Source organism: Dongia sp. (assembly GCF_041909655.1).
Taxonomy (GTDB): Bacteria; Pseudomonadota; Alphaproteobacteria; order Dongiales; family Dongiaceae; genus Dongia.
This window is the reverse complement of sequence record NZ_JAYRDA010000008.1, coordinates 34,074-56,326: the sequence shown is the minus strand read 5'-3', so window position 1 is coordinate 56,326 and position 22,253 is coordinate 34,074. Positions and strand designations below refer to the sequence as shown.

Here is a 22,253-nt window from a genome sequence, read left to right as displayed (position 1 = left end):
TCGGAATAGCCCGAAATTGCCGAAACGTGCCGATCCTCGCGTCAGATTGCGTCGCGCAGCTTTCCGTCCCCGGCGATTCCCGCGCGGCCCAGTTTGCCATGGATATCGGCGACGATCTCGTAGGATCGCAAGCGCGCCCCATGATCGTAGATCTGGCCGGCGATCATCAACTCGTCGATCCCGGTGAGGTCGAGGAAGCGGGCAACCCCCTCCTCCACCCGATCCGGCGATCCCGTCACAGCATAGGCGAGCGCGTGATCGACCATCTGTTTCTCGGCCGGCGACCAGAACGCATCCATATCGGCACGCGGTGGCGGCAGCATACCGGGCGTGCCACGCCGCAGATGGACGAATTGCTGCTGCATGGAGGTGAACAGCAAGGCCGCATCGGCATCCGTGTTGGCGGCGCAGATCGAGATCGCCGCCATGGCATAGGGCTTGGCAAGTACCGCAGAGGGTTTGAACTGCGCGCGATAGAGATCCAGCGCATGCAGCAGATAATCCGGCGCGAAATGTGAGGCAAAAGCGAAGGGCAGTCCCAACTCGGCCGCAAGATGCGCACTGAAGAGGCTGGAACCCAGAAGCCAGATCGGCACATCGAGCCCGGCACCCGGCACGGCCTGGACCGTCTGGCCCGGCTCCGTGGGCTTGAAATAGGCCTGGAGCTCCAGGACATCGGCGGGAAAGGAATCGTCGCTGCCCATGAGATTGCGCCGGAGTGCGCGAGCCGTGCGCTGATCGGTCCCGGGCGCACGGCCAAGGCCGAGATCGATGCGGCCGGGAAAGAGCGATGCCAGCGTCCCGAACTGCTCGGCGATCACGAGGGGCGCATGATTGGGCAGCATGATGCCCCCGGAACCGACGCGGATATGTGTAGTGGCAGCGGCGACATGCTGGATCACCAGCGCGGTGGCGGCACTGGCGATGCCGGGCATGCTGTGATGCTCGGCCAGCCAATAGCGGTGATAGCCCCATCCCTCGACATGCCGCGCGAGATCGCGCGAATTGGCAAAGGCTGTGGCGGGTGTGGCGCCGGCCGGCACCGGCGAGAGATCGAGGACGGAAAAGGGGATCATGCGGAACCTTTCATGCTCCGGGAGGTAGGCACGATAGCAAGGCAAGACAATGACCTGATGCCGCAAATCGCGCGACCTCTCATGTCGAGATTGCAGGGCTGAGGCCTGGAAGACCGACCTATCGGCAGGGGGATCGGCATCGGATATGCTGCCGACGCAGCACTTCTCGTGCCCGAGTCGCGTATCATGGGTCGTGACATCCGGGGCGGGGAAAGAGGAACGATGAAGCAGATCGAGATTCGGTTGGCCGTCGTGCTCTATGGCGGCGTGTCGCTGGCCGTATACATTCATGGCGTCACGCGCGAGCTCCTCAATCTCATTCGCGCCTCGCAGCAATTCCATGCCGGGCGCGCCAACCCGGATAACCGCGATGCGGCATCCGGCGATGAAAGCGAATCCACGGCGGTCTATCGTGACCTCCTGAAAACACTGGCACCGGAGATCGATCTCAGGATCGTAATCGATCTCATTTCGGGGGCCTCGGCCGGCGGCATCAACGGTGTCATGCTGGCCCGCGCCCTCGCCCACGACCTGCCGCTGGAATCGCATCGGGAATTATGGCTGCGCAATGCCGACGTCACGCAATTATCGGCACCGGCAAGCCTCTTGAGCCGCGCGCTCAAGGCACCGCTGGCACCGCTCATGGACCGCTTGCTGGTCCGCCGTTTCGGACCCCAAGTCGCCGATCCGGAGACGCGCGCCAAGATACGCCGCTTCGTGCAGGCGCGCTGGTTCACGCCGCCCTTCTCCGGCGAGCGCTTTGCCGGCTGGATGCTGGATGCCTGCGATTCGATGGATCTGGGAGCTCAACCCGGCCGCACGCTTCTGCCGCCGGGGCATCGCCTGGATCTTTTCGTCACGGTCACGGATTACCGCGGGCACCGGCACCGCATCGAGCTCCACGATCCGCCGGTCGTGGAAGAAACCGAGCATCGGCGCATCATCGCCTTCAGCAGCCGGCGCAATCTGTCGGGCGAACTCACCAGCGAATTCGGTTCGGATTATGTGCCGGCACTGGTGTTCTCGTCGCGCGCCACTTCCTCCTTCCCCGGCGCCTTTCCCCCGGCGACCATCGGCGAGATGGACGACATCCTGGATCTCCGCGACCGCTATTGGCCCTCGCGCCAAGTCTTCATGACCGAGAAGCTGGGCCTCGGCGGCGATCTGGCCGAGGCTGCGCGCAAGCGTTATTACATCGACGGCAGCGTGGTGATGAACAAGCCCTTCTCGCCGGTCATTCACGCCTTGGGCGACCGGCCCGCCGCGCGCGAAGTGGTGCGGCGCATCATCTATGTCGATCCCAATCCGCGGCCCGACGCGCCGCAGCGCACGGGGCAAGGCGCCCCTGGATTCTTCCGCACCATCCTCGCCTCGCTCGCCGTCATTCCGCGGAACGAACCCATCGCCGACGATCTTGGCGCCATCGAGGCCTGGAACAATCACGCGCGGCGGCTGTCGGAAATCCTGGGCGCGGCCGATCCCGAGGTCGAGCGGCTGGTGGACGATATTGTCGATCTCGATCCCGACAATCCGCCGACCATCGCCGATGTGACCCGCTTCCGGAAGCTCGCCAACGAGGCCGCGCATCGCGGCGCCGGCTATGCCTATCTCAGCTATCAGAAACTGAAGATCCGCAGCGTCATCGACCGGCTGTCCAGCTTTGTCGTGGCTTTGGTCAAGCACACCGATCCCAAAGCGGATCCGGCACAGATCGCCATCGCACTCGATCGCTGGCTGCTCAATGCGCCGCCGGTGGAAAGCAACCTCGAGCTGGATGAAGAAGTCGTCGACCCGGTGCTGAAGCGCCGCATCCGTTTCCTGCGCGCCTTCGACGCCGCCTTTCGTTTGCGCCGGACGCATTTCGTCATCCGCCGACTGAACGAGCTCTACCACAATGCAGCCAAGGGCGATGCCGATTTCGAATCCGGCCGCATCGACGCCTTGAAGGCGGCACTCTATGAGGTGGTGGAGAAAACCGCACCGTTGTGGAAGGCCGAGCGATATGGCAGTGCCACGGTGGCAGCCGCCGCGCGCATCGCCGCCGCCGGTCGCGACGGGACCGAGATCGAAACACCGGATCTCCGCGTGCTGGAAAAAGCGCTGGGGCTGCTCGACATCGATGCCGCTCTCGACGAGATCATCTCGGTGGTGGGATTTGCCTTTCTGCCGCCGCAGGCGCGGCGCACCGTTGCCAAGGCCTATGTCGGTTTCGCCTTCTTCGACCTCATCACCTTTCCGATCCTGCAATGGACCGAGATGGATGAGATCAACGAGGTTCTGGTCGACCGCATCAGCCCGGACGATGCCAGGGGATTGCGCGCCGGCGCGGTCACCTTGCGCGGGACATCGCTGATGAGCTTCGGCGCCTTCTTCAACCGCGCCTGGCGCGAGCATGATTTTCTCTGGGGCCGCCTCAACGCCGCCGAGCGGGCACTCGACGTCATCCTCTCCGCGGTGAAACCGCATCTCGCGAACGGCTTCGACCCCGAGCACTTGCGGGGGCGTCTGTTCCTGGCGATCCTCGATTCCGAGGAACCGCATCTCAAAACCGACCCGACACTGATCCCCACCTTGCGGCGCGAAGTGATGGCCCGTTACGGCTTTGGCTGACGCCTGCCTTTTCCAGCAGATTTAGGCGCCGCCTGAGCATCCGCCGGGCGCTCGGCGCACCAGACCGCGACCGTGAGCTCACCCCCGCCCAGATGCTGTTTCGACAGCCACTCGAGGCCGGCCGCGGTACACCAGGTCTTGATCTGATCGTCGTCGAAACCGAGCCAGCGATGGGCCTGCTCCTCACGCAAGCGGTCGAGATGATGGGGCGTGAAATCGACGATCACCAGACGCCCGCCCGGACTGAGCATGCGCGCGGCCTCCAGCACGACGGCATCCGGCCGCTCGGCAAAATGCAGCACCATGTTCATGGTGACAGCCGAGAAGCCGCCATCGGCGAAAGGCAGCGACATCATGTCGGCCTGGCGCACCTGGCAATGGCGCAGTCCGGCGCGGAAAATGTTGGAGCGCGCGACATTGAGCATTTCACGGGAACGGTCGACGCCGATCGCCGATTGCGCGCGCGTACCGGCCAGCAGCAGGACGTGGCCGGCGCCGGTGCCGATATCGAGCAGATTCTCGATCGGGCCTGACGGCAGGGCCGACAGCAGGGCCGCATCGACCGCCGCCTGATCGGCATGGAGCGAGCGCATGCGCTCCCAATCGCCGGCATGCTGACGGAAGAAATCGGCGACGCGCGCGGTCCAGCCTTCGGAGATCGCCTGCAGGCGCTTCAAATCCTGCGCATGCTTGCGATCATCGGGCGGCAACAGATCGACGATAAGGCGGGCAAGCTCGCCGCCCACGCCCTCCTCCGGCAGCCGATACCAGGCCCAGGGGCCTTCCTGATTGCGCACTAGAACGCCCGCCTCGACCAGGAGCTTCAAATGGCGCGAGATACGGGGCTGAGACTGACCGAGGATTTCCACCAGATCGCTGACCGTCAACTCGGCATGGGCGCAAAGACCTATGATGCGCAGACGCGTGGCCTCGGCCGAAGCGCGCAGCCCTTTCAGGATATCTTCCATCCGCCCCCAACTCCCATTGACCGGTGGCATTTCCGGCGCCACATGCCGGTATATTTATATTGGTATGGGTAGCAGGAAGGCGGCGGAGGAACAATACGAGGCGGTCAGGAGACTGCCTGCCGCAAATACGGCGCCAGGGACGACAAGGCACGTCCGAGATGGGCAGAGACCACGGAAAGATGCCCTTCGAGATCGGATCTGGGCACACGGAGTGGACGGTCGCCGGCGGCCAGGGCGAGATTGAAACCATGGAGGCTGTTCAGCAGGTCGACCAGCACGCGCTCGGTTGGTTCGCCCAGAAGATGCCGAATCTCCTCGCGCTCGGCGAAAAACGCCGGGACCGGCAGCCGCGCCGCCGCGGCGTCGACCCCGGCAACCTGGCTGGCGACATGGATAAGCTGGGCGCGCTGCTCGGCCGCGCATCGCAGTTGATCGAGCTCGAAGGCGATCAGCATGGCCAGATTGCCGGCGAGCGCCCGCTGGAGCGAGCGCGTGCCGGCCAAAGCGGCGCGATAGGCCATGAACAAGGCCCCGATCGAGAACAGGCCGGCCAAACCGAAGGCCATCCATTGCCGATCGTTCGGCCAGTCGGCCGTCATGCGAAGGGCCACGACGACACCCGCGATAGCGGCGGCCAGGCACAAGATCGCCACGCACCAGGCCAGCCAGAACGGCCATACGCGCGGCTGGACACGGGGCGGGAAGACCGGCCGCGTCCAGGCGCATGCCACCTCCCACAGAGCCCATCCGCCGAAGAAGACAACCCGCCCCGCCGCCAGAATCGGCACCAAGGGCATCGCGGCGACAAAGGCGAGATAGAACATCACCCGCTTCATCGGCGCGCCTCCCTCGCCGTGGCCAGGCCGCGCATCAGGATATGCAGCAGCAGACAGGAAAGGCCGAAGAGATAAGTCTCAATGAAGATCAGTTCCGAAATGTCGGTCAGCACATTCATCAGGTTGGAGCCGAACAAGGTGATGTCGTAAAGATCGCCATCGCCGAGATCGATCAAGGCCGAGAAACACTGAAAAATGAAGCCCAGCCGCATCGCATTGACCGCGAGGCGGGGCGCGGCTTCAATCATGCAGGCGAGATAAAGGCCGATCGGAGTCAGGCCCAGGACGACCAGATCGATATAATCGTCATCGGCCCAGGCACGGTCCATGCGTTCGCCGATATCGAAGGCTTCCTGGCTTGCCATCACGAGAAGACCGAACGAGACCGCATACCAGAAGAGCCTGGCCCAGGAGCGGGCTGGATGCTGCTGCGAAATGACCAGGGTCAGGAGGGCGCCGGTACCGATCGCGAGGGCATTGGCATATTCGGCAAGATCGTCGCTGCCGCCCATCGCATCGAAATAACGGGTCACGATCCAGCAATCGATCAGGAAGAACACGGCAAGCCCGATGCCGAAGGATCGGTAGATGGTTCTAAGGGCGGACCATTCCAGCAGGCTTCGCATCGATTGCAACCTCGTAACTGATGGCGCGATGGCTATCCGGCTTTTGCGTCAGCCAGCAATGCGGCGGCAGCCGATCCCAGCAACGTAGCGTCGCTGCCGGAAATGATGAAACGATGGCCAAGTGCCGCCATTTCCCGCGCGACCTTGCCATTGGCTGCGGTACTTCCCAGAATCTTCCCGCTTTTCAAGATAGCTGCCTCTGCCCGCTCTATCTCGCCCTTTACGACCGGATCGGTGAATTGATTGAGCTTGCCGAGATTGGCCGACAGATCCCGCGGGCCAATGAACACGACGTCGATACCTGGCACAGCAGCGATTTCAGCGATGTTGTCGATGGCGCCCGGATTTTCCACCTGGACCACGATCAGGGTTTCATCGTCGACCCGCGCATAATATCCCGGATCAAAGCCATAGTGCATGGCACGCATGCCACCGAAAGCACCACGCCGGCCGACCGGCGCATAACGGCAGGCATCGACCACCGCCTTGGCCTGCTCCGCCGTATCGATGTTCGGCACCATGATGCCGCCGACACCCGCATCGAGGGCACGCTTGATATAGATGCGGTCATTGGTCGGCACCCGCAGGACGCCGACACAATCCGAACCCTTCAGAGCGCGCAATTGGCAAACGGCATCGTCGATCGCCCCCTGCCCGTGCTCGTGATCGATCAAGAGAAAATCGAGGCCCGCATAGGCCATGATTTCGGCCATGTCGGGCGAGGTCGTCAGCAGCCAGGAGCCGAGGCAGGGCTGGTTTGCGAGCAGTTTCCGTTTTAATGGATTGCCGATCGGCACGCTTGTCGCTCCGAATCTTGATATCGTTGGCGTCCCCGGACCTCCAACTACCTTACAAGAAGCTGACAAGCAAGACGTTCGCGCGAAATGGCACGAAATAACGCGATTTCAACGAATTACCGGGTCAACGCCACTTGGGCCGGCCCAGACTGTGATAGGTGAACCCCGCCCGGCGCATCTCGCGGGAACGGTAGACGTTGCGCAGGTCGATCACCAAGGGCTGGCGCATCAGCCCGTGCATCCGCCGGATATCCATACCGCGATAGGCATTCCACTCGGTCAGCAGAACCAGGGCATCGGCACCGGCCAGGGTCTCGTAGGCATCCTCGCAATAGATGACATCGGGCATCAGCTTGCGCGCCTCTTCCATGCCGGCGGGATCATGGGCCGTCACCTCGATCCCCGCCGCACGCAGGCGCGGCAGGATGGTAAGGCTGGGCGCTTCGCGCATGTCGTCCGTGTTCGGCTTGAAGGTGAGGCCAAGAATGGCGACGCGCTTGCCCTTGGCATTACCGTCGAGGAGCGCCAGCACACGCTCGGCCATGTCGGATTTGCGCGCCTCGTTATAGCTGACCGTTGCTTCCACGAGGGATAGCGGCGCCCCCACTTCGCGCGCCGTATGCATCAGCGCGTTGGTGTCCTTGGGGAAGCAGGAGCCGCCATAGCCGGGGCCGGGATGCAGAAATTTCGGCCCGATGCGGCCATCGAGGCCAATGCCGCGCGCCACATCATGGACATCGGCGCCGACTTTCTCGCAGAGATCGGATATCTGGTTGATATAGGAGATCTTGAGGGCGAGGAAAGCGTTGGCCGCATATTTGATGAGTTCGGCCGTTTCAAGATCGGCAAAAAGCAAAGGCGTCTCGCGCAGCGAGAGCGGCCGGTAGATGCGGCGCAGAATTTCCTTCGCCCGCTCGCTCTCGGTGCCGATGACGATGCGGTCGGGGCGCATGAAATCGCCGATCGCGGAACCTTCACGCAGGAATTCGGGATTGGACGCCACGTCGAACTCGGCATCCGGACGCGCCGCGTGGATGATGCGTTCGACCTCACGCCCAGTGCCGACCGGCACGGTCGATTTGGTGACGATGACGGCGTAGTTCTTCAGTTGGGCCGAGATGTCGCGCGCCGCCTGATAGACATAGCTGAGATCGGCATGACCGTCGCCGCGGCGGCTGGGTGTGCCGACGGCGATGAAGACCGCCTCGGCCCCGTCCATCGCCACTTTGAGATCGGTGGTAAAGCGCAATCGACCGGCGGCGCGGTTGCGCGCCACCAGCTCGTCGAGGCCCGGCTCATAGATCGGAATTTCACCGCGCTCCAGCCCGGCGATGCGGCCGGCATCGGAATCAATGCAGACCACGTCATGACCGAATTCAGAGAAACACGCGCCGGACACCAGCCCGACATAACCCACCCCGATCATCGCGACGCGCATATCTCACCCCGGAAGACGCCCCCCGCTCAGCCGGGGGAAACGGGCCGGATCATAGCTTAAGTTTGCGGGCGATGTCCGCGACAGTTTCGCGAACGCTGGCGCCGATCAGGGGATGTGCCAGGGCCAGCGAGACATTGGCGGCGATGAAGCCCGCCTTGTCGCCGCAATCGTAGCGAGTTCCCTCGAAACGAAGACCGTGGAAGGGCATGCGGCCGATCATGCGCGCCATCGAATCGGTGAGCTGGATCTCGCCCCCCGCCCCGGGTTCCTGAGCTGCCAGCAACTGGAAAATCTCCGGCTGCAGGATGTAGCGACCAATGACGGCGAGGTCCGACGGCGCCTTGTCGGGGCTCGGCTTTTCGACCAGGCCAGCAACTTCGACCAGCTTGCCCTTGTCGGCGCCGGGCTTCAGGATGCCGTAGCGGCTGGTGTGCTCGTGCGGCACTTCCATGACGGCGATGATGTTGCCGCCGGTCTCGCGATAGACATCCGCCATCTGTTTCAGACAGGCGACATCGCCATGGACGAGATCGTCGGCAAGCAGGACTGCCACGGCCTCGTCGCCGATAAGGTTGCGGGCACACCAGACGGCATGGCCAAGGCCCAGGGGTTCCTGCTGGCGCACATAGGCGATGTTGCCGGCCTTGGGCAGCATCTTTGCCAGCAGATCAAGCTCGGCCTTCTTGCCACGGCGCTCGAGGGTTTGTTCCAGTTCGACCGAATGATCGAAATGATCTTCCATCGCCGACTTGCCGCGCGAGGTCACGAAGATGATTTCCTCGATCCCCGCTGCATAGGCTTCCTCGACCGCATATTGGATCAGTGGCTTGTCGACCACCGTCAGCATTTCCTTCGGCATCGATTTGGTGGCGGGGAGAAAGCGCGTGCCCAGGCCGCCGACCGGGAAAATGGCTTTCTTGAGCGGTTTGATCATCCTGATAAGCCTCGTCTATCGTCCATGTTGCAGTGCAAATTAGTGCCATGCCCGGTTGCGATGCGGCAAGCGCCGGGTGGCGGAAACGCCCATGATTTCATGATCGTCACGGAACGAACACCGATCCCGCCGAATTGTGCCATACCGCGTGTGACTCGGCCGAAAAATGTTGGCTCAATTTCTTCTATTCGGCGCCTCACCGGCCGATTCGGGTGTTGCCGGCAGGAGATTGAGCGCATCGAGGAGATCGCGGACCTCGGCCCGCGCCGCCACATGGGACATGCGCCATTGCACGCCGGCATCCTGGCGTGAAAGGTCGAGCAGCGTGAGGCCACGCGGGAACAATTCTCGGAAGATGACGCGTTCGGTGAAGCCCGGCGCGATACGGAAGCCGATCCTTTTGGCGAGTTGTTCCAGGAGGCGGCCGATATCGCGCTTGTTGCGGGCGTCGAGGCTGGAGAGGCGGTTGCGCATCACCACCCAATCGATCGGCCGCCCGCCGGCCATGGCGCGGCGCTTCCTCTGTTCCCAAACGGTTTCGGCATAGACACTGGGACGGCGGATCGTGGCGCCCTCGTCCTCGATGCGGCCGAAGAGATCGAGATCGAGAAAGGAATCATTGAGCGGCGAGATCAGCGTATCGGCACGGATATGCGCGGCACGTGACAAAGCGCTGTCGCTGCCGGGCGTATCGATGACAATGAAGTCGCAATCCTTCAATTGGTCGAGTGCTGCTACGAGATTGGCTTCGTCCTCGGCCTTCGCGACCTCGCGGCTATCGGCGGCACTCTGGTTAATGCCGATATGCTGCGGCATCGGTAGGGGTGTCAGCATGCCTTCCGCCGATTTGCGCCGGTTCTCGACATAGCGAGAGAGGGAGCCCTGGCGCGCATCGAGATCAATCGACCCCACGCGCTTCCCGGCCGCCAGCAACGCCACGATGAGATGCATCGCCGTTGTCGACTTGCCGGAGCCGCCCTTTTCATTCCCCAATACGATGATGTGTGGACCGGATCTGGCCATCACTTAAGCCATGGTCGCTGCGCTTGCCGGGCGCACCCACACCGCCGTGTCGTGGAACACCGCGCCACCATCGGGCTTGCCGGGCTCGTCGCTGACCAAAGCGTTGACGCCGAGGCCGCCGGGGAAATCGGCATTGCCCCAGAGACTTTCGATCACCACCACCCCCGGCAGCAGGCCGTCGAAATATTTGGCATGGAGCTGGATTGCACCAAGCTTGTTGCCGATCTCGACAGCCCCGCCATCGTCGATTCCATAGCGCGTCGCATCCTGGGGATGGATGAGGATGGTCGGCCGCTCTTCGCGCTGGCGCGAGGTCGGCGTCATCGTGAAGGTGGAATTGAGGAATTGCCGCGCCGGCGCCGTCACCAGGCGCAAGGGATGCTCGGGCGTGGCGGCGTCAATGAGCGGCGTGTAATCGGGAAGTGGCGGCAGGCCCTGGATATCCGGGCCGATCGCCTGCCAATCCGGCTTGAAGCGGAACTTGCCGTCGGCATGGCCGAAGCCATTGAGGAAATGCGTGGTCTCGAAATCGAGGGCGCAATCCTCCCAATGGGCATCGTACAGGGTCTGGGCATCGCGATGGCCGGAGATCTTGAGCGTCTCGTCGATGATCTCCCATTCGGTCATTGCGAAACCTTTGTGGCGGCAGCCGAGACGTTTGGCCAGCTCCGAGATCACATAGTGATTGGGCCGCGCTTCGGCGAAGGGCTCGATCACTTTCCGCGTCACCTGGAGGTGGGTGTGGCCACTTGCCCGGTAAATGTCGTCATGTTCCAGGAAAGTCGTGGCCGGGAGAACGATATCCGCCATCGCCGCGGTCTCGGTCATGAATTGCTCATGGACAGCAACGAAGAGATCGTCGCGCGCGAAGCCCTGGCGCACGAGCGCCGAATTCGGACAGACATTCATGGGATTGGTGTTCTGGATGATCATCGCCGTGACCGGTGGACCCTCGCCGAGATCACGCTTGTCGCCGGTCAGGACGGCGCCAAGGCGCGACTGATCAAGCTCGCGCACCGATTTGTCCTGCAGATCGAGGCCCATGATCAGCCGGTTGTCGATGTGGTAGATGGTGCGGTTGGAATAATGGGCACCACCGCCCTTCTCCGCCCAGGCCCCGGTGATGCTGGGCAGGCAGGAAACGGCGTGAAGACTGACGGCGCCGTTGCGCGTGCGCGAGAACCCATAACCCACGCGGATGAAGCTTTTCTTCGTGCGGCCATAGAGGCGCGCGAAATCACGGATGGTTTGCGCCGGCACGCCGGTGACGGCCTCCGCCCATTCCGGCGAGCGCGCCGCCACATGGCGCTCAAGTTCCTCGGGCGCATCGGTATGACGCGCGAGATAAGCGCGGTCGGCATAGCCTTCGGCAAAGAGCACATGCATGACAGCCACGGCCAATGCGGCATCGGTGCCTGGACGCAGCATGAGATGGATGTCCGCCACCTCGGCGGTACCGGTACGGTAGGGATCGATCACCACCAGTTTGGCGCCGCGCGCCTTCCGGGCGCGGGCGACATGGGTCATCACATTGACCTGGGTCGCGACCGGATTGCCGCCCCAGATCACGATGAGATCGCTCTCGGCCATCTCGCGCGTATCGACGCCGCGCATGATTCCAACGCCCGCCTGCCAGCCCGCATCTGAAAGCGAGACGCAGATGGTGCTTTTCATCCGCGAGTATTTCTTCTCGTTGGTCAGGCGGCAGATGCCGTCGCGCTGCACCAGGCCCATGGTGCCGGCATAGAAATAGGGAAAGACCGCCTCGGCGCCATGGCGCTGTTCGGCGCGCATGAATTGATCGGCAATCTCGTCGAGCGCCGCCTCCCAGGTCATGGGCTGATAGGCGGCACGGCCGACACCCTTTTCGCCGATCCGGCGCAAAGGCACGTCGAGCCGGTCAGGATGATGCTGGCGCTCGGCATAGCGCGCGACCTTGGCGCAGATGACACCGGCCGTGTAGCTGTTCGCCTTCGCCCCATGGATACGACCGATGCGGGTCGGCGACAGGCGCTCGACCTCCAGCGCACAGGTCGAGGGACAATCATGCGGACAGGCCGAGTGGAAAATATCGAAAGGCGCCATTCTTCAATGCCATAGCCATTTTGCGGGGAACCCGCCATAATCGGCGGCAATCTACCCCCTCGCGAACTTTCCGGCAACGTGACTCACCCATCCCCCGCAGAGAACGGCCTACGCAACCGGCCACCCTTGGCTGCCGCCTATATGGTGGCCTCGGCCTTTTTGCTGATCGCCATGGATGGGTTGGTCAAATGGCTGGCGGACGACCGGGGCTATCACGTCACCCAGATCGCCTTCCTGCGCTATTTCATCTGCCTGTTCATGGCGCTGGCCATGGCGAAGATCTCGTCCGGCGGCATGGGAAGCCTAAAGACACGGCGCCTCAAGGGGCATCTGTGGCGTTCGGTCTGCAATCTGGTCACGATGCTGACCTTCTATGTGGCGCTGATGTTGATCCCCCTGCCGAACGCGGTGGCGATCGGCCTTGCCGCCCCCATCTTCATGACCATCCTCTCGATCCCGATGCTGGGCGAGAAAGTGAGTTTCGGACGCTGGATCGCCGTTGCCGGCGGCTTCGTCGGTATACTCCTCATCGTGCGGCCGGAAGGCGGCATCATCGAATGGGGCTCGCTCTCGGCGCTGGTTTCAGCGGTGTTCTGGGCGTTTACGCTGGTCTCGTCGCGGCAATTGTCGTCCTCGGAACAGACCCACACGATCCTGTTCTATTACGCGCTCACCGTCGTCTTCGTGCTGGGCATTGCCATGTTCTGGTTCTGGCGCACGCCGCCGCTCGAGGACGCGCTGCTCTTCATCGCCATCGGCATCGCCGGCACGTTCGGCCAGTTCTGCCTCAACCAGGCTTTCCGCTATGGCCAGGTATCGATGCTGGCCCCGCTGGATTACACCGGCCTCGTCTGGGCGGTCGCGATCGGCTATGTGGTCTGGGGCGATTTCCCGACGCCGATCATGCTGGCCGGTTCCGGCATCGTCGTCGCCTGCTGCATCTACATCATGCGGAGCGGGAAGAAAGAATGACGGGTTATGAAGCGTGCTACTTCCGGTCGCCCATATCGCCGGGAACACCGTAGGACGGTGCCGAATCGGGGTTGAGGGCGCGGGTGATGTAGGCGTCCATTTGCGGCTGGAAATCCTGCCACAGGCGCTTCAAGGCGCCGATCGGATTCTCGTCATGCCAGTCGACACGGAGATCGACCAGCGGCCAGGGCTGTTCGTGCACCACGAGCAATCCCGCCGAATGCACCGGGCCCATTTCGCCGCCGGCGACGATGCCGGCTTCAAGACCGATCAGCAGGCGTTCGGCAAGATGTCCCTTGGCGGCACCAAAGGCGCGCGCCATGGCCGTGGGTACGGCTGTATTTTGCAGGAGATTGCCGGCGGCGACACAATTCTCGCCTTCGGCCACATTGTTGGTGCCGAGCGTCTTGGCACCGGACCAATGCGCCGTGCGGCCCGTGGCATCGATCATGGTGACCTGGCGATGCTCGGCATGAGGTGCCTGCGCCATCAAGGCCTTCATCGCCTCGGGTGCGCTGACACCGCGCGCCAGAAGATCCAGCCCCTGATTGCCGAGGCGCGGATCGGTCACATTCTGTGTCGCGACCGCGCCCACCTTGGCGCGCGCCCAGGGACAGCGCGAAGCAACCGCGATCGAGGAGGTCGTGATCGCGACGCCGAACATACCTGTTTCGGCGCATCGGCCGACGAGCGAGAACGTCATGGTGGCCCTACCCCTATTTGGTTTTGCGGGCCGCCTTCCTCTTCTTCGCAGTTGCCTTGGCGCGGTCCGCCTTGTCGGCGGTATCCTTCCAGTGCAAAGCAGCCGGCGGCTCCGGCAGGTTCTTCATACGGGATTCCGGGATGACCGCATAGACGTCGATTTCCATCACCCATTCCGGCCGTGCGAGGCCCTGAACGACGAGGCCCGTCGAGACCGGATAGACACCCTTGAGGTGCTTGCCGACCACCCGATAGACGTCCTCGCGGTAGCGCGGATCGGTGATGTAGACGACGATCTTGCAGATGTCGGCGAGCTTGCCGCCCTGCTCTTCCAGCAATTGCCTGACATTGCGCATGGCCTGTTCGGATTGGGCCGCGGCATCGCCGACACCGACCATCGAGCCATCAAGCGCCTGGCCGACCTGGCCGCGCAGGAAGATCTGGTTGCCGGCACGAACCGACATGGAGAGGTCGTTGTCGAGGCTTTGTTCGGGATAGGTCTTCTTGGTGTTGAACTTGCGCAAACGCAAATGGCTGTAGGTCATCGTCTTATTTCTTCTTCCACTGGTCCATGACGCGGTCCGACAATCCGGCGCAATCCTTGACGTAGGAAAGCGCATTGGACATGTCGAAATTCATGTAGATCGAATTGAGATGGGCAAAGGGTGGCGATTGGGCGAAGAGTTCGAAGGTCACCATATGCCCGGCGCGGTCGGAATTGAGAAGATCGCGGGCAAAGGCCAGCAGCTTGCGGCGATCCTCGGCCTGCCAGAACTCGTTCACCGAATAATATTTCTGCATCCATTCCTTGATTTCGGGATGCTCGAAAGTGGCCTTGTCCGGCGTGACGCAAATCTGGCCGCCGCAAAGCTCGCGGGCCAGATGCATCATCGCCGGGAGCTGGTTGATGGCGGCATAGCGGCCGGTATAGAGCAACGATTGATTGGGCATCAGCAACCCGCCGGGGCTGGGCTGCGCCATGGCGATGGCGGCGGTGAGATGCGCATTGATGCTTTCGCGGTACTGCATCAAGAGCGCCAGCTTCTCGCGCACCGCCTGCTGGGCATCGAGGCCGGTCTGCTTGGCATTGAAGGCCGCCGCTCCCAGCATCAAATCGGCGATGTAAAGGAGGCGCAGGGTGAAGGGATAGGCGCTGTAGCGATGGAGCGTGCCGCGGATGAAGGCGGCGGCCCGGGTGTGGCGGTAGAAGAGCACGTTCTCCCAGGGGATCAGCACGTCGTCGAAGACCAGAAGGGTATCGACCTCGTCGCAGCGATTGGAGAGCGGGTAATCGTCGGCCGAAGCGCGGCCGGTGAAGCCGGTGCGGCAGATATGCTTCAAACCCGGCGAACCCATGTCGCAGATGAAGCCGAGTGCATAATCGGACAGTTTGTCGTCGCCCCAATTGGCGATGGTGGGCTTCACGAAAGCCTGATTGGCATAGGCTGCGGCGGTTTCGTATTTGGCGCCGCGGACGATGATGCCCTTGTCCGTCTCCTTGACCAGATGGAGGAGCATGTCCGGGTCCTGATCCTGCGGGCGTTTGGAGCGATCGCCCTTGGGATCGGTATTGGCCGAGACGTGAAAGGTGTCGGAATCCAGCACGTGCTGGATGTGATGGGTGATGTTCTTGGAAAACTGCGGATCAACCTCGTTGAGGATGTCGCGGCCGTCATAGAGCGACCACATCTCGCCCACCGTCTCATCGCCGACGCGGACCGCATAGCCCTTGATTTCGCGCATTACCGCGTCGATCGAGCGGCGCTTGGCGTGCCAGTCCTCCTGGGTATGCGGCAGCTTGTAGCCGATGCAGTTCTCCTGCCCCGTCGCGGCGTCGCGATAGGACATGGTTTCCTTGTGCTTGGCCTCATGGGCCATGTCGTAGATGCGGGCGCGGATATCGACGATCGGTTTGAAGGCGGCATGGGTGGTGACATCCTTCACACGCTCGCCATTGATCCAGACCTGCCGGCCGTCCTTGAGACTGTCCCGATATTGTGCGCCCGTCCGCAGCATTGCCTACTCCCGCAGCGTTGTTTTGCAGCTTCGTTATGACAGCGATCTTGACTTGCAGCTCAGGAACAGGAAAATCTTTTTATCTTTGGAATTGAATTGGATTAGTTAATGCCGTTTACCCTGAAGCAATTGCGCTATTTCGTGGCGACGGCGGAAACCGGCTCGGTGACGCTGGCGGCGCAGCGGGTGAATATCTCGCAGCCTTCGGTCTCGGCCGCCATTGCCGAGCTGGAAGCGCGGTTCGGGGTCGACCTCTTCGTCCGCCACCACGCCCAGGGATTGAGCCTCACCCCCGCCGGACGCGAATTGCTGACCGACGCCAAGAGCCTGCTCGACCATGCCGATGATGTGCGCATGGGCGCCATGGGATTGGGCCAGGAATTGGAAGGCGAGCTTCATATCGGCTGTTTCCAGACCGTGGCGCCGCTGATCCTGCCGCATCTGATGGGCATCTTTGCCAAGCAGCACCCGGAAATCAGCGTGAAACTGCATGAGAATCACGTCCAGGGCGTGCTCGACGGTTTGCGCGCGGGAGAATTCGAATTCGCGCTGACCTATGATCTGGGCCTGGACGAGGACATCGAGTTCGACACGCTGGCAGAGGTGCCGCTGCATTGCATTCTCGCCAAGGACCATCCGCTCGCCAAGCAGAAAGCCGCGGCCATCGCCGACCTCATCAACTATCCGATGGTATTACTGGCCCTGCCACACAGCCGCGACTATTTCCTCTCCATCATTTATGGCCTGGGATTGCAGCCGAGGGTCGCCCATGAAACGCCGAATTTCGAGATGGTGCGCGGCCTGGTCGCGCATTCCGACGCTTTCTCGATCATGCATTCCAGGCCGCTGAGCGAATGGTCGTTGGATGGCCGGCGACTTGCCTTCCTGCCTGTGAAGGAAAAACTGCGTCCGACCCGGCTGGGCCTTGCCCGGCTCAAGAAGCTGCGCCCCACCAAACGCTCGCTCGCTTTCGCCGAGCTCTGCCACAAACACTATGCTGAGCACTAAACCGGAAACAGGTGTGCGCCGCATATGTTGAACAGCGGGCAAGATTATTTCCTGGCACTATCGTTAAGCACTTGTTTTGAGGCAGCAAATCGGTCCAACATTGACTTGGGGACCACCGCGCATAAAACCTGACCGAATGAATGGACTTGTTTCGGAAACGGATAACAGCGTAGTCATTGCTCGCGTCACGGTGCACCAGGATTCCCGTTCGAAGGAGTTCGGACCGTGTCGCAGGCAGGTTGAGGCAATTTTCTTGGGGGAATTTCCTTGTGTCGAAAATGCGCGGTTTGATCGCGGATTATGTGCGGTTTACTGACCGCATTTCCGATTATGTCGGCTATCTCGCAGCCGCATTGATCTTCTTCATGGGCGCCACGCTGATGTTCGATGCGTTCACGCGCAACGTCATCAACATGCCGGTGCATTGGGCGGTCGAACTGACGCAATTCACGCTGGCCGCCTATTACTTCATGGGCGGTGCGTTCACGCTCAAGAACGAATCGCATGTCCGCATGGATCTCATCTATTCGTCGCTCTCCGAGCGTAGCAAGGCGAAGATGGATCTGGCGACATCCGTCTGCCTCATCTTCTATCTGGTGGTGACGCTGATCGGCGGCATTTCCAGCCTGATTTACGCCATTGAGACGAACGAAAAACGCTTTTCGATCTGGAATCCGTCGGTGATTCCCATCAAGGCGCTGTTGGTGGCCTGCCTGGTCCTCATGCTGATGCAAGCGCTCTCCCTGGTCTTCAAACATATTGCGACGATCCGCGGGGAGAAGCTGTCATGACGTATGAAATGATCGCGCTGCTCATGTTTGGCGCGATGCTGGTTCTCCTGGTGACGGGTCAGCGGGTTTTCGCAGCGATCGGTTTCGTCGCCATGGCGGCGGCCTTGTTGCTATATGGCAATGGCGCCATCGAGCTGTCGTTCAACCAGGTGTTCAAGCTGTTCAACTGGTACGCCATGCTGACCCTGCCCATGTTCATCTACATGGGCTACATCCTGGCGGAGTCCGGGATCGCCGAAGACCTCTACAAGATGATGCATGTCTGGTTCGGAAGGGTCAGCGGCGGCCTTGCCATCGGCACGATCCTGGTCATGGTCATCATCTCGGCGATGAACGGCCTGTCCGTTGCCGGCATGGCAATTGGCGCCACCATCGCGCTGCCCGAAATGCTGCGGCGGGGCTACGACAAGGTGCTGATCTCGGGTGTCGTCCAGGGTGGTTCCTCGCTGGGCATCCTTATTCCGCCATCAGTCGTGATGGTGCTCTACGGCATGATCGCCCGCCAGCCAGTGTCGAAATTGTGGTTCGCGGGGCTGGTTCCGGGCCTCATCATGGCGGCCCTGTTCGTTCTCTATGTGATGATCCGGGCGCGCATGAATCCGAAGCTCGCGCCGACCGTGCCGGAGGAAGAACTCAACATGCCGCTGCGCGAGAAATTGGCACTCGCGCGGGCCGGCATCATTCCCTTCGCCATTTTCTTTTTCATGACCGGCCTGTTTGTTTTCGGCGTCACAAGCCTGGTCGAAAGTTCGGCCGTGGGGGCGACCTGCGCCACGCTGGCGGCGGTCATCAAGGGCCGGTTCACCTGGAAACTCATTCGCGAGACCTCGGTCAAGACGCTCAACGTCTCGTGCATGTTCATGTGGCTGATCCTGGCGGCCCTGGCCTTCGGCACGGTGTTCGACGGCCTGGGTGCCGTGAAGGCGCTGGAATATCTGTTCCTGGACAAGCTCGACCTCGATCCCTGGATGGTGATCATCGTCATGATGGCGAGCTTCATCGTCATGGGCATGTTCCTGGACGACACGGCCATGCTGGTGATCGTGGCGCCGCTTTACATTCCGCTGGTAAAGGTGCTGGATCTTGGCTTCGATAACCAGCTGATCTGGTTCGGCGTGCTTTATACGATCACCTGTCAGATCGCCTATATCACGCCACCCTTCGGCTACAATCTATTCCTAATGCGCTCGTTGGCGCCGAAGGAAATCACGCTGGTGGATATCTATCGCTCGATCTGGCCATTTGCGCTGATCATGGCGATCACCATCGTCCTGCTGATGCTGTTCCCGCAGTTGGCTCTATGGCTGCCCGAACATATGTCGGTGAAGGGTTAGAACGAATCTCAACGGGGCAGGTTCAAGCCCTATAACAACCGCAGGAGGTTTTGATGACTGAAGAGACGAAACCGCAGAGCCCGTCGGAGAAAATCCTTTCGACGCGCCGCAACGTGTTGCGGAAGGCTGGTCTCGGGATTGGTGGTCTTGCCGCCGCTTCGACCCTGGGCGCGCCCCGCGTGATCGCGCAGACCGGTCCGATCAAATGGCGCCTGCAGACCTATTCCGGCGCCCCCCTCGGCGCCCATGTGATCAAGCCGCAGATCGATGCCTTCAACAAGGCGGCCAATGGCGAAATGGAGATCGAGCTCTATTACGCAGATCAGTTGGTGCCGACAGCCGATCTGTTCCGCGCCTTGCAGAGCGGCACGCTGGATGCCGTGCAATCCGACGAGGCGACCATGGCCTCGCCGGTCGATATTGCCGTGTTCGGCGGCTACTTCCCGTTTGCCACCCGCTACAGCCTCGATGTGCCGGCGCTGTTCAACTACTACGGCCTCAACGAGATCTGGGCGGAAGCCTATGCCGGGGTCGAGAACGTGACCTGGCTGTCGACCGGCGCCTGGGATCCGCTGCACATCTTCACCGTCGACAAGCCGATCCGGAGCCTGGCCGACATGAACGGCTTGCGCGTCTTCGGCGTGCCGACGGCGGGCAAGTTCCTGTCGAAATACGGCCTCGTTCCCGTGACCATTCCCTGGGACAACGTCGAAGTCGCCATGCAGACCGGCGAGCTCGACGGTGTTGCCTGGTGCGGCTTCACCGAGGCCTATGAAGTGGGCTGGGCGGATGTCTGCAAATATGCGCTCAGCAATTCGGTCACCGGCGCCTGGTTCGGCAGCTATTTCGCCAACACGCCGAGCTGGCAGAAGGTGCCGCCGCATCTGCAGGAACTGTTCAAGATCACCATCGACCAGTCGCATTACTATCGCGACGTCTGGTATTGGGGCGGCGAGGCGAAGCTTCGCGTCGAAGGCGAGAAGATGGAACTGACGCAGCTTCCGGCCGAGGAATGGGCTCAGGTCGTCAAGGATTCCTCCGGTTTCTGGGACGAAGTGGCGAGCTCCAGCCCGCGCGCCGGGAAGGTCGTCGAGATTCTGAAGAAATACGCGGCCAACATGGAAAAGGCAGGGTATCCCTACCGCTAAACCCGATCGATCCGGCTGCCGCCCACAAGGCGGCAGCCATCTTCGGGCTTGACGTTTCAGGAGCGCAAAACGACACTTTGCGCACCAATCTCCGATCGTGGGAGAGACTGCAATCGGGCCGGAATTCCAGCCCGAAAGCGGCGCCGAAGGAGCAACCGCCCCCGGAAACTCTCAGGCAAAAGGACCCGGTCGGAAACACCATCTCTGGAAAGCAGGCGGCGGACGTCGTCGCCTCACCGACGGAGCGAACCGGCATCCTCTCAGCCCATGGCGGGCGCGGCCGGGAAATCTCTCAGGTTCAAGGACAGAGGGGGGCGGGCCGGATTGCCGGCCGATGCAACCCGACGTCGGAGAGATACCGATTCCATGCGCTCGTTTTTGGTGACCACCTTGCGTGGCAGCACCTTGTACCAGCGCCCGTCACCACACATGACCAGCGATCCATTGCCGGACAGCCCGATCCGGGCCTAATGTCCGTTGCATCTCAATAGGGGGTACCCGAATGCCGTTGAAGCCGGAACAAGTCAAAACCGCCGCGCAAGCCAAGAAGATCGTCGAGGAACGCGGCCTGACCCACGTCAAGGTCGGGGTCTTCGACGGCGACGGAATCCTGCGCGGCAAGTATATGTCGGCGGCGAAGTTCTTCTCCGCCCTCGAAGGCGGCTTCGGTTTCTGCGACGTCATCCTGGGCTGGGACAACCAGGATCAGTTGATCGACGGACTCAACTATACAGGCTGGCATACGGCCTATCCCGATGCCTGGGCGCGCATCATCCCCGAGACCTGCCGTGACTTGCCGATGGAAGATAACGGCCTGTTGTTCCTCTCGGAATTCGTCAACAAGGCGGAAGAGATCTGCGCCCGCGGCACCTTGCGACGCATCCTCGCCCGTGCTGCCAAGATGGGCTTCGACGTCTATTCGGCACTGGAATTCGAGTTCTTCATGTTCGACGAGACGCCGGAGAGTATCCGCGAGAAGAACTACAAGAATTTGACACCGATGACGCCGGGTTGGTTCGGCTATTCGGTGATCCGCAATTCGGTCTGGTCGGAGCTTTACCGGGACATTCTCGACCTGTCCGAGAAAATGCGCATGCCGATCGAGGGCCTTCACACGGAAACCGGCCCCGGCGTGCTGGAAGCGGCGCTCGGTGTCACCAGCGCCCTCGAAGCCGCCGATCGCGGGGCCCTGTTCAAGACCTTCATGAAGGTGCTGGCGCAGCGCCGCGGCCTGATGGCGACCTTCATGGCAAAATGGTCGAATTCCTATCCCGGCCAGTCCGGCCACATCCATATCTCGCTGAAGGGCAAGGACGGCAAGGCGGTCTTCCATGACCCGAAGAAGCCGCACAACATGTCCGACAAGATGCGCTGGTTTGTCGGTGGCCAGCAGGCCCTGATGCCGGAAGTCCTTGGCATGGTCTCGCCTACGGTCAATTCCTATTCGCGCCTCATTCCCGGTTTCTGGGCGCCAACCAATGCCACCTGGGGCGTCGAGAACCGCACCTGCGCCTTGCGTGTCATTCCGGGTTCGGAGAAATCGCAGCGGGTGGAATACCGTATCGCCGCCGCCGATTGTAACCCCTATCTGGCGCTCGCGGCTGCCATCGGTTCCGGTCTGTATGGCATCGAGCACAAGATCGAGCCCACCGCGGCGATCGTCGGCAATTCCTACGAGATCAAGCATCCGGCCAAACTCGATCTGCCGCAGACCTTGTGGGAAGCGGCGCAGCGCTTGCGCAAGTCGAAAGCCGCCCGCGATCTTTTCGGCGACGCCTTTGTCGAACATCATGCCGGCACCCGCGAGCACGAGGAACGCGAGTTCCGCAAACACATCACCGATTGGGAACTCGCCCGTTATTTCGAGATCATCTAAGCATCCGTCCAGA

The 22,253-nt window shown here is 61.9% G+C and carries 18 protein-coding genes, 1 pseudogene and 1 riboswitch; of the genes and pseudogenes, 7 read left to right on the top strand and 12 right to left on the bottom strand.

Annotated elements, in window-relative coordinates:
- Window positions 1-41 precede the first annotated feature (41 nt).
- A complete protein-coding gene (locus ACE3PR_RS16490; RefSeq protein WP_374374135.1) occupies window positions 42-1,076 on the bottom strand; it encodes an LLM class flavin-dependent oxidoreductase in 1,035 nt (344 codons plus the stop codon).
- A 222-nt stretch (window positions 1,077-1,298) separates the two neighbouring features.
- Here ACE3PR_RS16490 and ACE3PR_RS16485 point away from each other — a divergent pair, with 222 nt between their 5' ends.
- Window positions 1,299-3,686: a patatin-like protein gene (locus ACE3PR_RS16485; protein ID WP_374374133.1), complete on the top strand. Its 2,388-nt coding sequence runs from the start codon at window positions 1,299-1,301 to the stop codon at window positions 3,684-3,686.
- Here ACE3PR_RS16485 and ACE3PR_RS16480 read toward each other — a convergent pair.
- The 8 genes from ACE3PR_RS16480 to ACE3PR_RS16445 all read right to left on the bottom strand — a co-directional run bounded on the left by ACE3PR_RS16480 (window position 3,671) and on the right by ACE3PR_RS16445 (window position 12,393).
- On the bottom strand, window positions 3,671-4,654 hold the full coding sequence (locus tag ACE3PR_RS16480) for an ArsR/SmtB family transcription factor (RefSeq protein ID WP_374374131.1): 984 nt from the start codon (window positions 4,652-4,654) through the stop codon (window positions 3,671-3,673). The two genes, ACE3PR_RS16485 and ACE3PR_RS16480, sit on opposite strands and share 16 nt — an antisense overlap.
- 104 nt (window positions 4,655-4,758) lie before the next feature.
- Window positions 4,759-5,490, bottom strand: coding sequence for a hypothetical protein (locus ACE3PR_RS16475; RefSeq protein ID WP_374374128.1), 732 nt, complete (start codon window positions 5,488-5,490; stop codon window positions 4,759-4,761).
- Entirely contained in the window at window positions 5,487-6,116 is a 630-nt protein-coding gene (locus ACE3PR_RS16470) for a hypothetical protein (protein WP_374374125.1), read from the bottom strand. Before ACE3PR_RS16470 ends, ACE3PR_RS16475 begins: the two co-directional genes overlap by 4 nt.
- Before the next feature lie 32 nt (window positions 6,117-6,148).
- The gene (locus tag ACE3PR_RS16465) at window positions 6,149-6,913 is read right to left on the bottom strand and encodes an HpcH/HpaI aldolase/citrate lyase family protein (protein ID WP_374374123.1); all 765 of its coding nucleotides are present in this window, start codon (window positions 6,911-6,913) and stop codon (window positions 6,149-6,151) included.
- 124 nt (window positions 6,914-7,037) lie between these two features.
- Entirely contained in the window at window positions 7,038-8,351 is a 1,314-nt protein-coding gene (locus tag ACE3PR_RS16460; protein WP_374374121.1) for a UDP-glucose/GDP-mannose dehydrogenase family protein, read from the bottom strand.
- A 49-nt stretch (window positions 8,352-8,400) separates the two neighbouring features.
- Entirely contained in the window at window positions 8,401-9,285 is an 885-nt protein-coding gene (gene galU / locus ACE3PR_RS16455; RefSeq protein WP_374374118.1) for a UTP--glucose-1-phosphate uridylyltransferase GalU, read from the bottom strand.
- 174 nt (window positions 9,286-9,459) lie between these two features.
- Entirely contained in the window at window positions 9,460-10,308 is an 849-nt protein-coding gene (locus tag ACE3PR_RS16450; protein WP_374374115.1) for a division plane positioning ATPase MipZ, read from the bottom strand.
- Window positions 10,309-10,311: 3 nt separating this feature from the next.
- The gene (locus ACE3PR_RS16445; protein WP_374374113.1) at window positions 10,312-12,393 is read right to left on the bottom strand and encodes a molybdopterin oxidoreductase family protein; all 2,082 of its coding nucleotides are present in this window, start codon (window positions 12,391-12,393) and stop codon (window positions 10,312-10,314) included.
- A gap of 78 nt (window positions 12,394-12,471) precedes the next feature.
- On the opposite strand from ACE3PR_RS16445, the gene ACE3PR_RS16440 reads away from it, so the two are divergent.
- Complete coding sequence (locus ACE3PR_RS16440) at window positions 12,472-13,365, top strand: DMT family transporter (RefSeq protein ID WP_374374111.1); 894 nt, start codon at window positions 12,472-12,474, stop codon at window positions 13,363-13,365.
- A 16-nt stretch (window positions 13,366-13,381) separates the two neighbouring features.
- Here the strand turns inward: ACE3PR_RS16440 and ACE3PR_RS16435 are convergent, their stop codons facing one another.
- The 3 genes and pseudogenes from ACE3PR_RS16435 to ACE3PR_RS16425 all read right to left on the bottom strand — a co-directional run bounded on the left by ACE3PR_RS16435 (window position 13,382) and on the right by ACE3PR_RS16425 (window position 16,083).
- The gene (locus tag ACE3PR_RS16435; protein ID WP_374374109.1) at window positions 13,382-14,068 is read right to left on the bottom strand and encodes a DUF1028 domain-containing protein; all 687 of its coding nucleotides are present in this window, start codon (window positions 14,066-14,068) and stop codon (window positions 13,382-13,384) included.
- 145 nt (window positions 14,069-14,213) lie between these two features.
- A pseudogene (locus ACE3PR_RS16430) lies at window positions 14,214-14,612 on the bottom strand (Rid family hydrolase); the annotation flags it as partial.
- A 4-nt stretch (window positions 14,613-14,616) separates the two neighbouring features.
- Complete coding sequence (locus tag ACE3PR_RS16425; RefSeq protein WP_374374107.1) at window positions 14,617-16,083, bottom strand: 4-hydroxyphenylacetate 3-hydroxylase family protein; 1,467 nt, start codon at window positions 16,081-16,083, stop codon at window positions 14,617-14,619.
- A gap of 108 nt (window positions 16,084-16,191) precedes the next feature.
- Between ACE3PR_RS16425 and ACE3PR_RS16420 the strand changes: the two genes are divergently transcribed.
- The 5 genes from ACE3PR_RS16420 (at window position 16,192) to ACE3PR_RS16400 (ending at window position 22,240) form a co-directional block, all read left to right on the top strand.
- Window positions 16,192-17,091 carry a LysR family transcriptional regulator gene (locus ACE3PR_RS16420; protein ID WP_374374104.1) on the top strand — a complete coding sequence of 300 codons (900 nt, stop codon included), beginning with the start codon at window positions 16,192-16,194 and terminating at the stop codon, window positions 17,089-17,091.
- A 278-nt stretch (window positions 17,092-17,369) separates the two neighbouring features.
- Window positions 17,370-17,882 (top strand): TRAP transporter small permease subunit, encoded by a 513-nt coding sequence (locus ACE3PR_RS16415; RefSeq protein WP_374374357.1) that lies wholly within the window; start codon window positions 17,370-17,372, stop codon window positions 17,880-17,882.
- Window positions 17,879-19,216, top strand: coding sequence for a TRAP transporter large permease subunit (locus ACE3PR_RS16410; RefSeq protein ID WP_374374101.1), 1,338 nt, complete (start codon window positions 17,879-17,881; stop codon window positions 19,214-19,216). The genes ACE3PR_RS16415 and ACE3PR_RS16410 overlap by 4 nt, the downstream gene beginning before the upstream one ends.
- A gap of 53 nt (window positions 19,217-19,269) precedes the next feature.
- Window positions 19,270-20,364 carry a C4-dicarboxylate ABC transporter gene (locus ACE3PR_RS16405; protein WP_374374099.1) on the top strand — a complete coding sequence of 365 codons (1,095 nt, stop codon included), beginning with the start codon at window positions 19,270-19,272 and terminating at the stop codon, window positions 20,362-20,364.
- An 88-nt stretch (window positions 20,365-20,452) separates the two neighbouring features.
- A riboswitch (glycine riboswitch) is annotated at window positions 20,453-20,560 on the top strand.
- Window positions 20,561-20,866: 306 nt separating this feature from the next.
- Entirely contained in the window at window positions 20,867-22,240 is a 1,374-nt protein-coding gene (locus ACE3PR_RS16400; protein WP_374374097.1) for a glutamine synthetase family protein, read from the top strand.
- The last annotated feature ends 13 nt before the right edge of the window (window positions 22,241-22,253 follow it).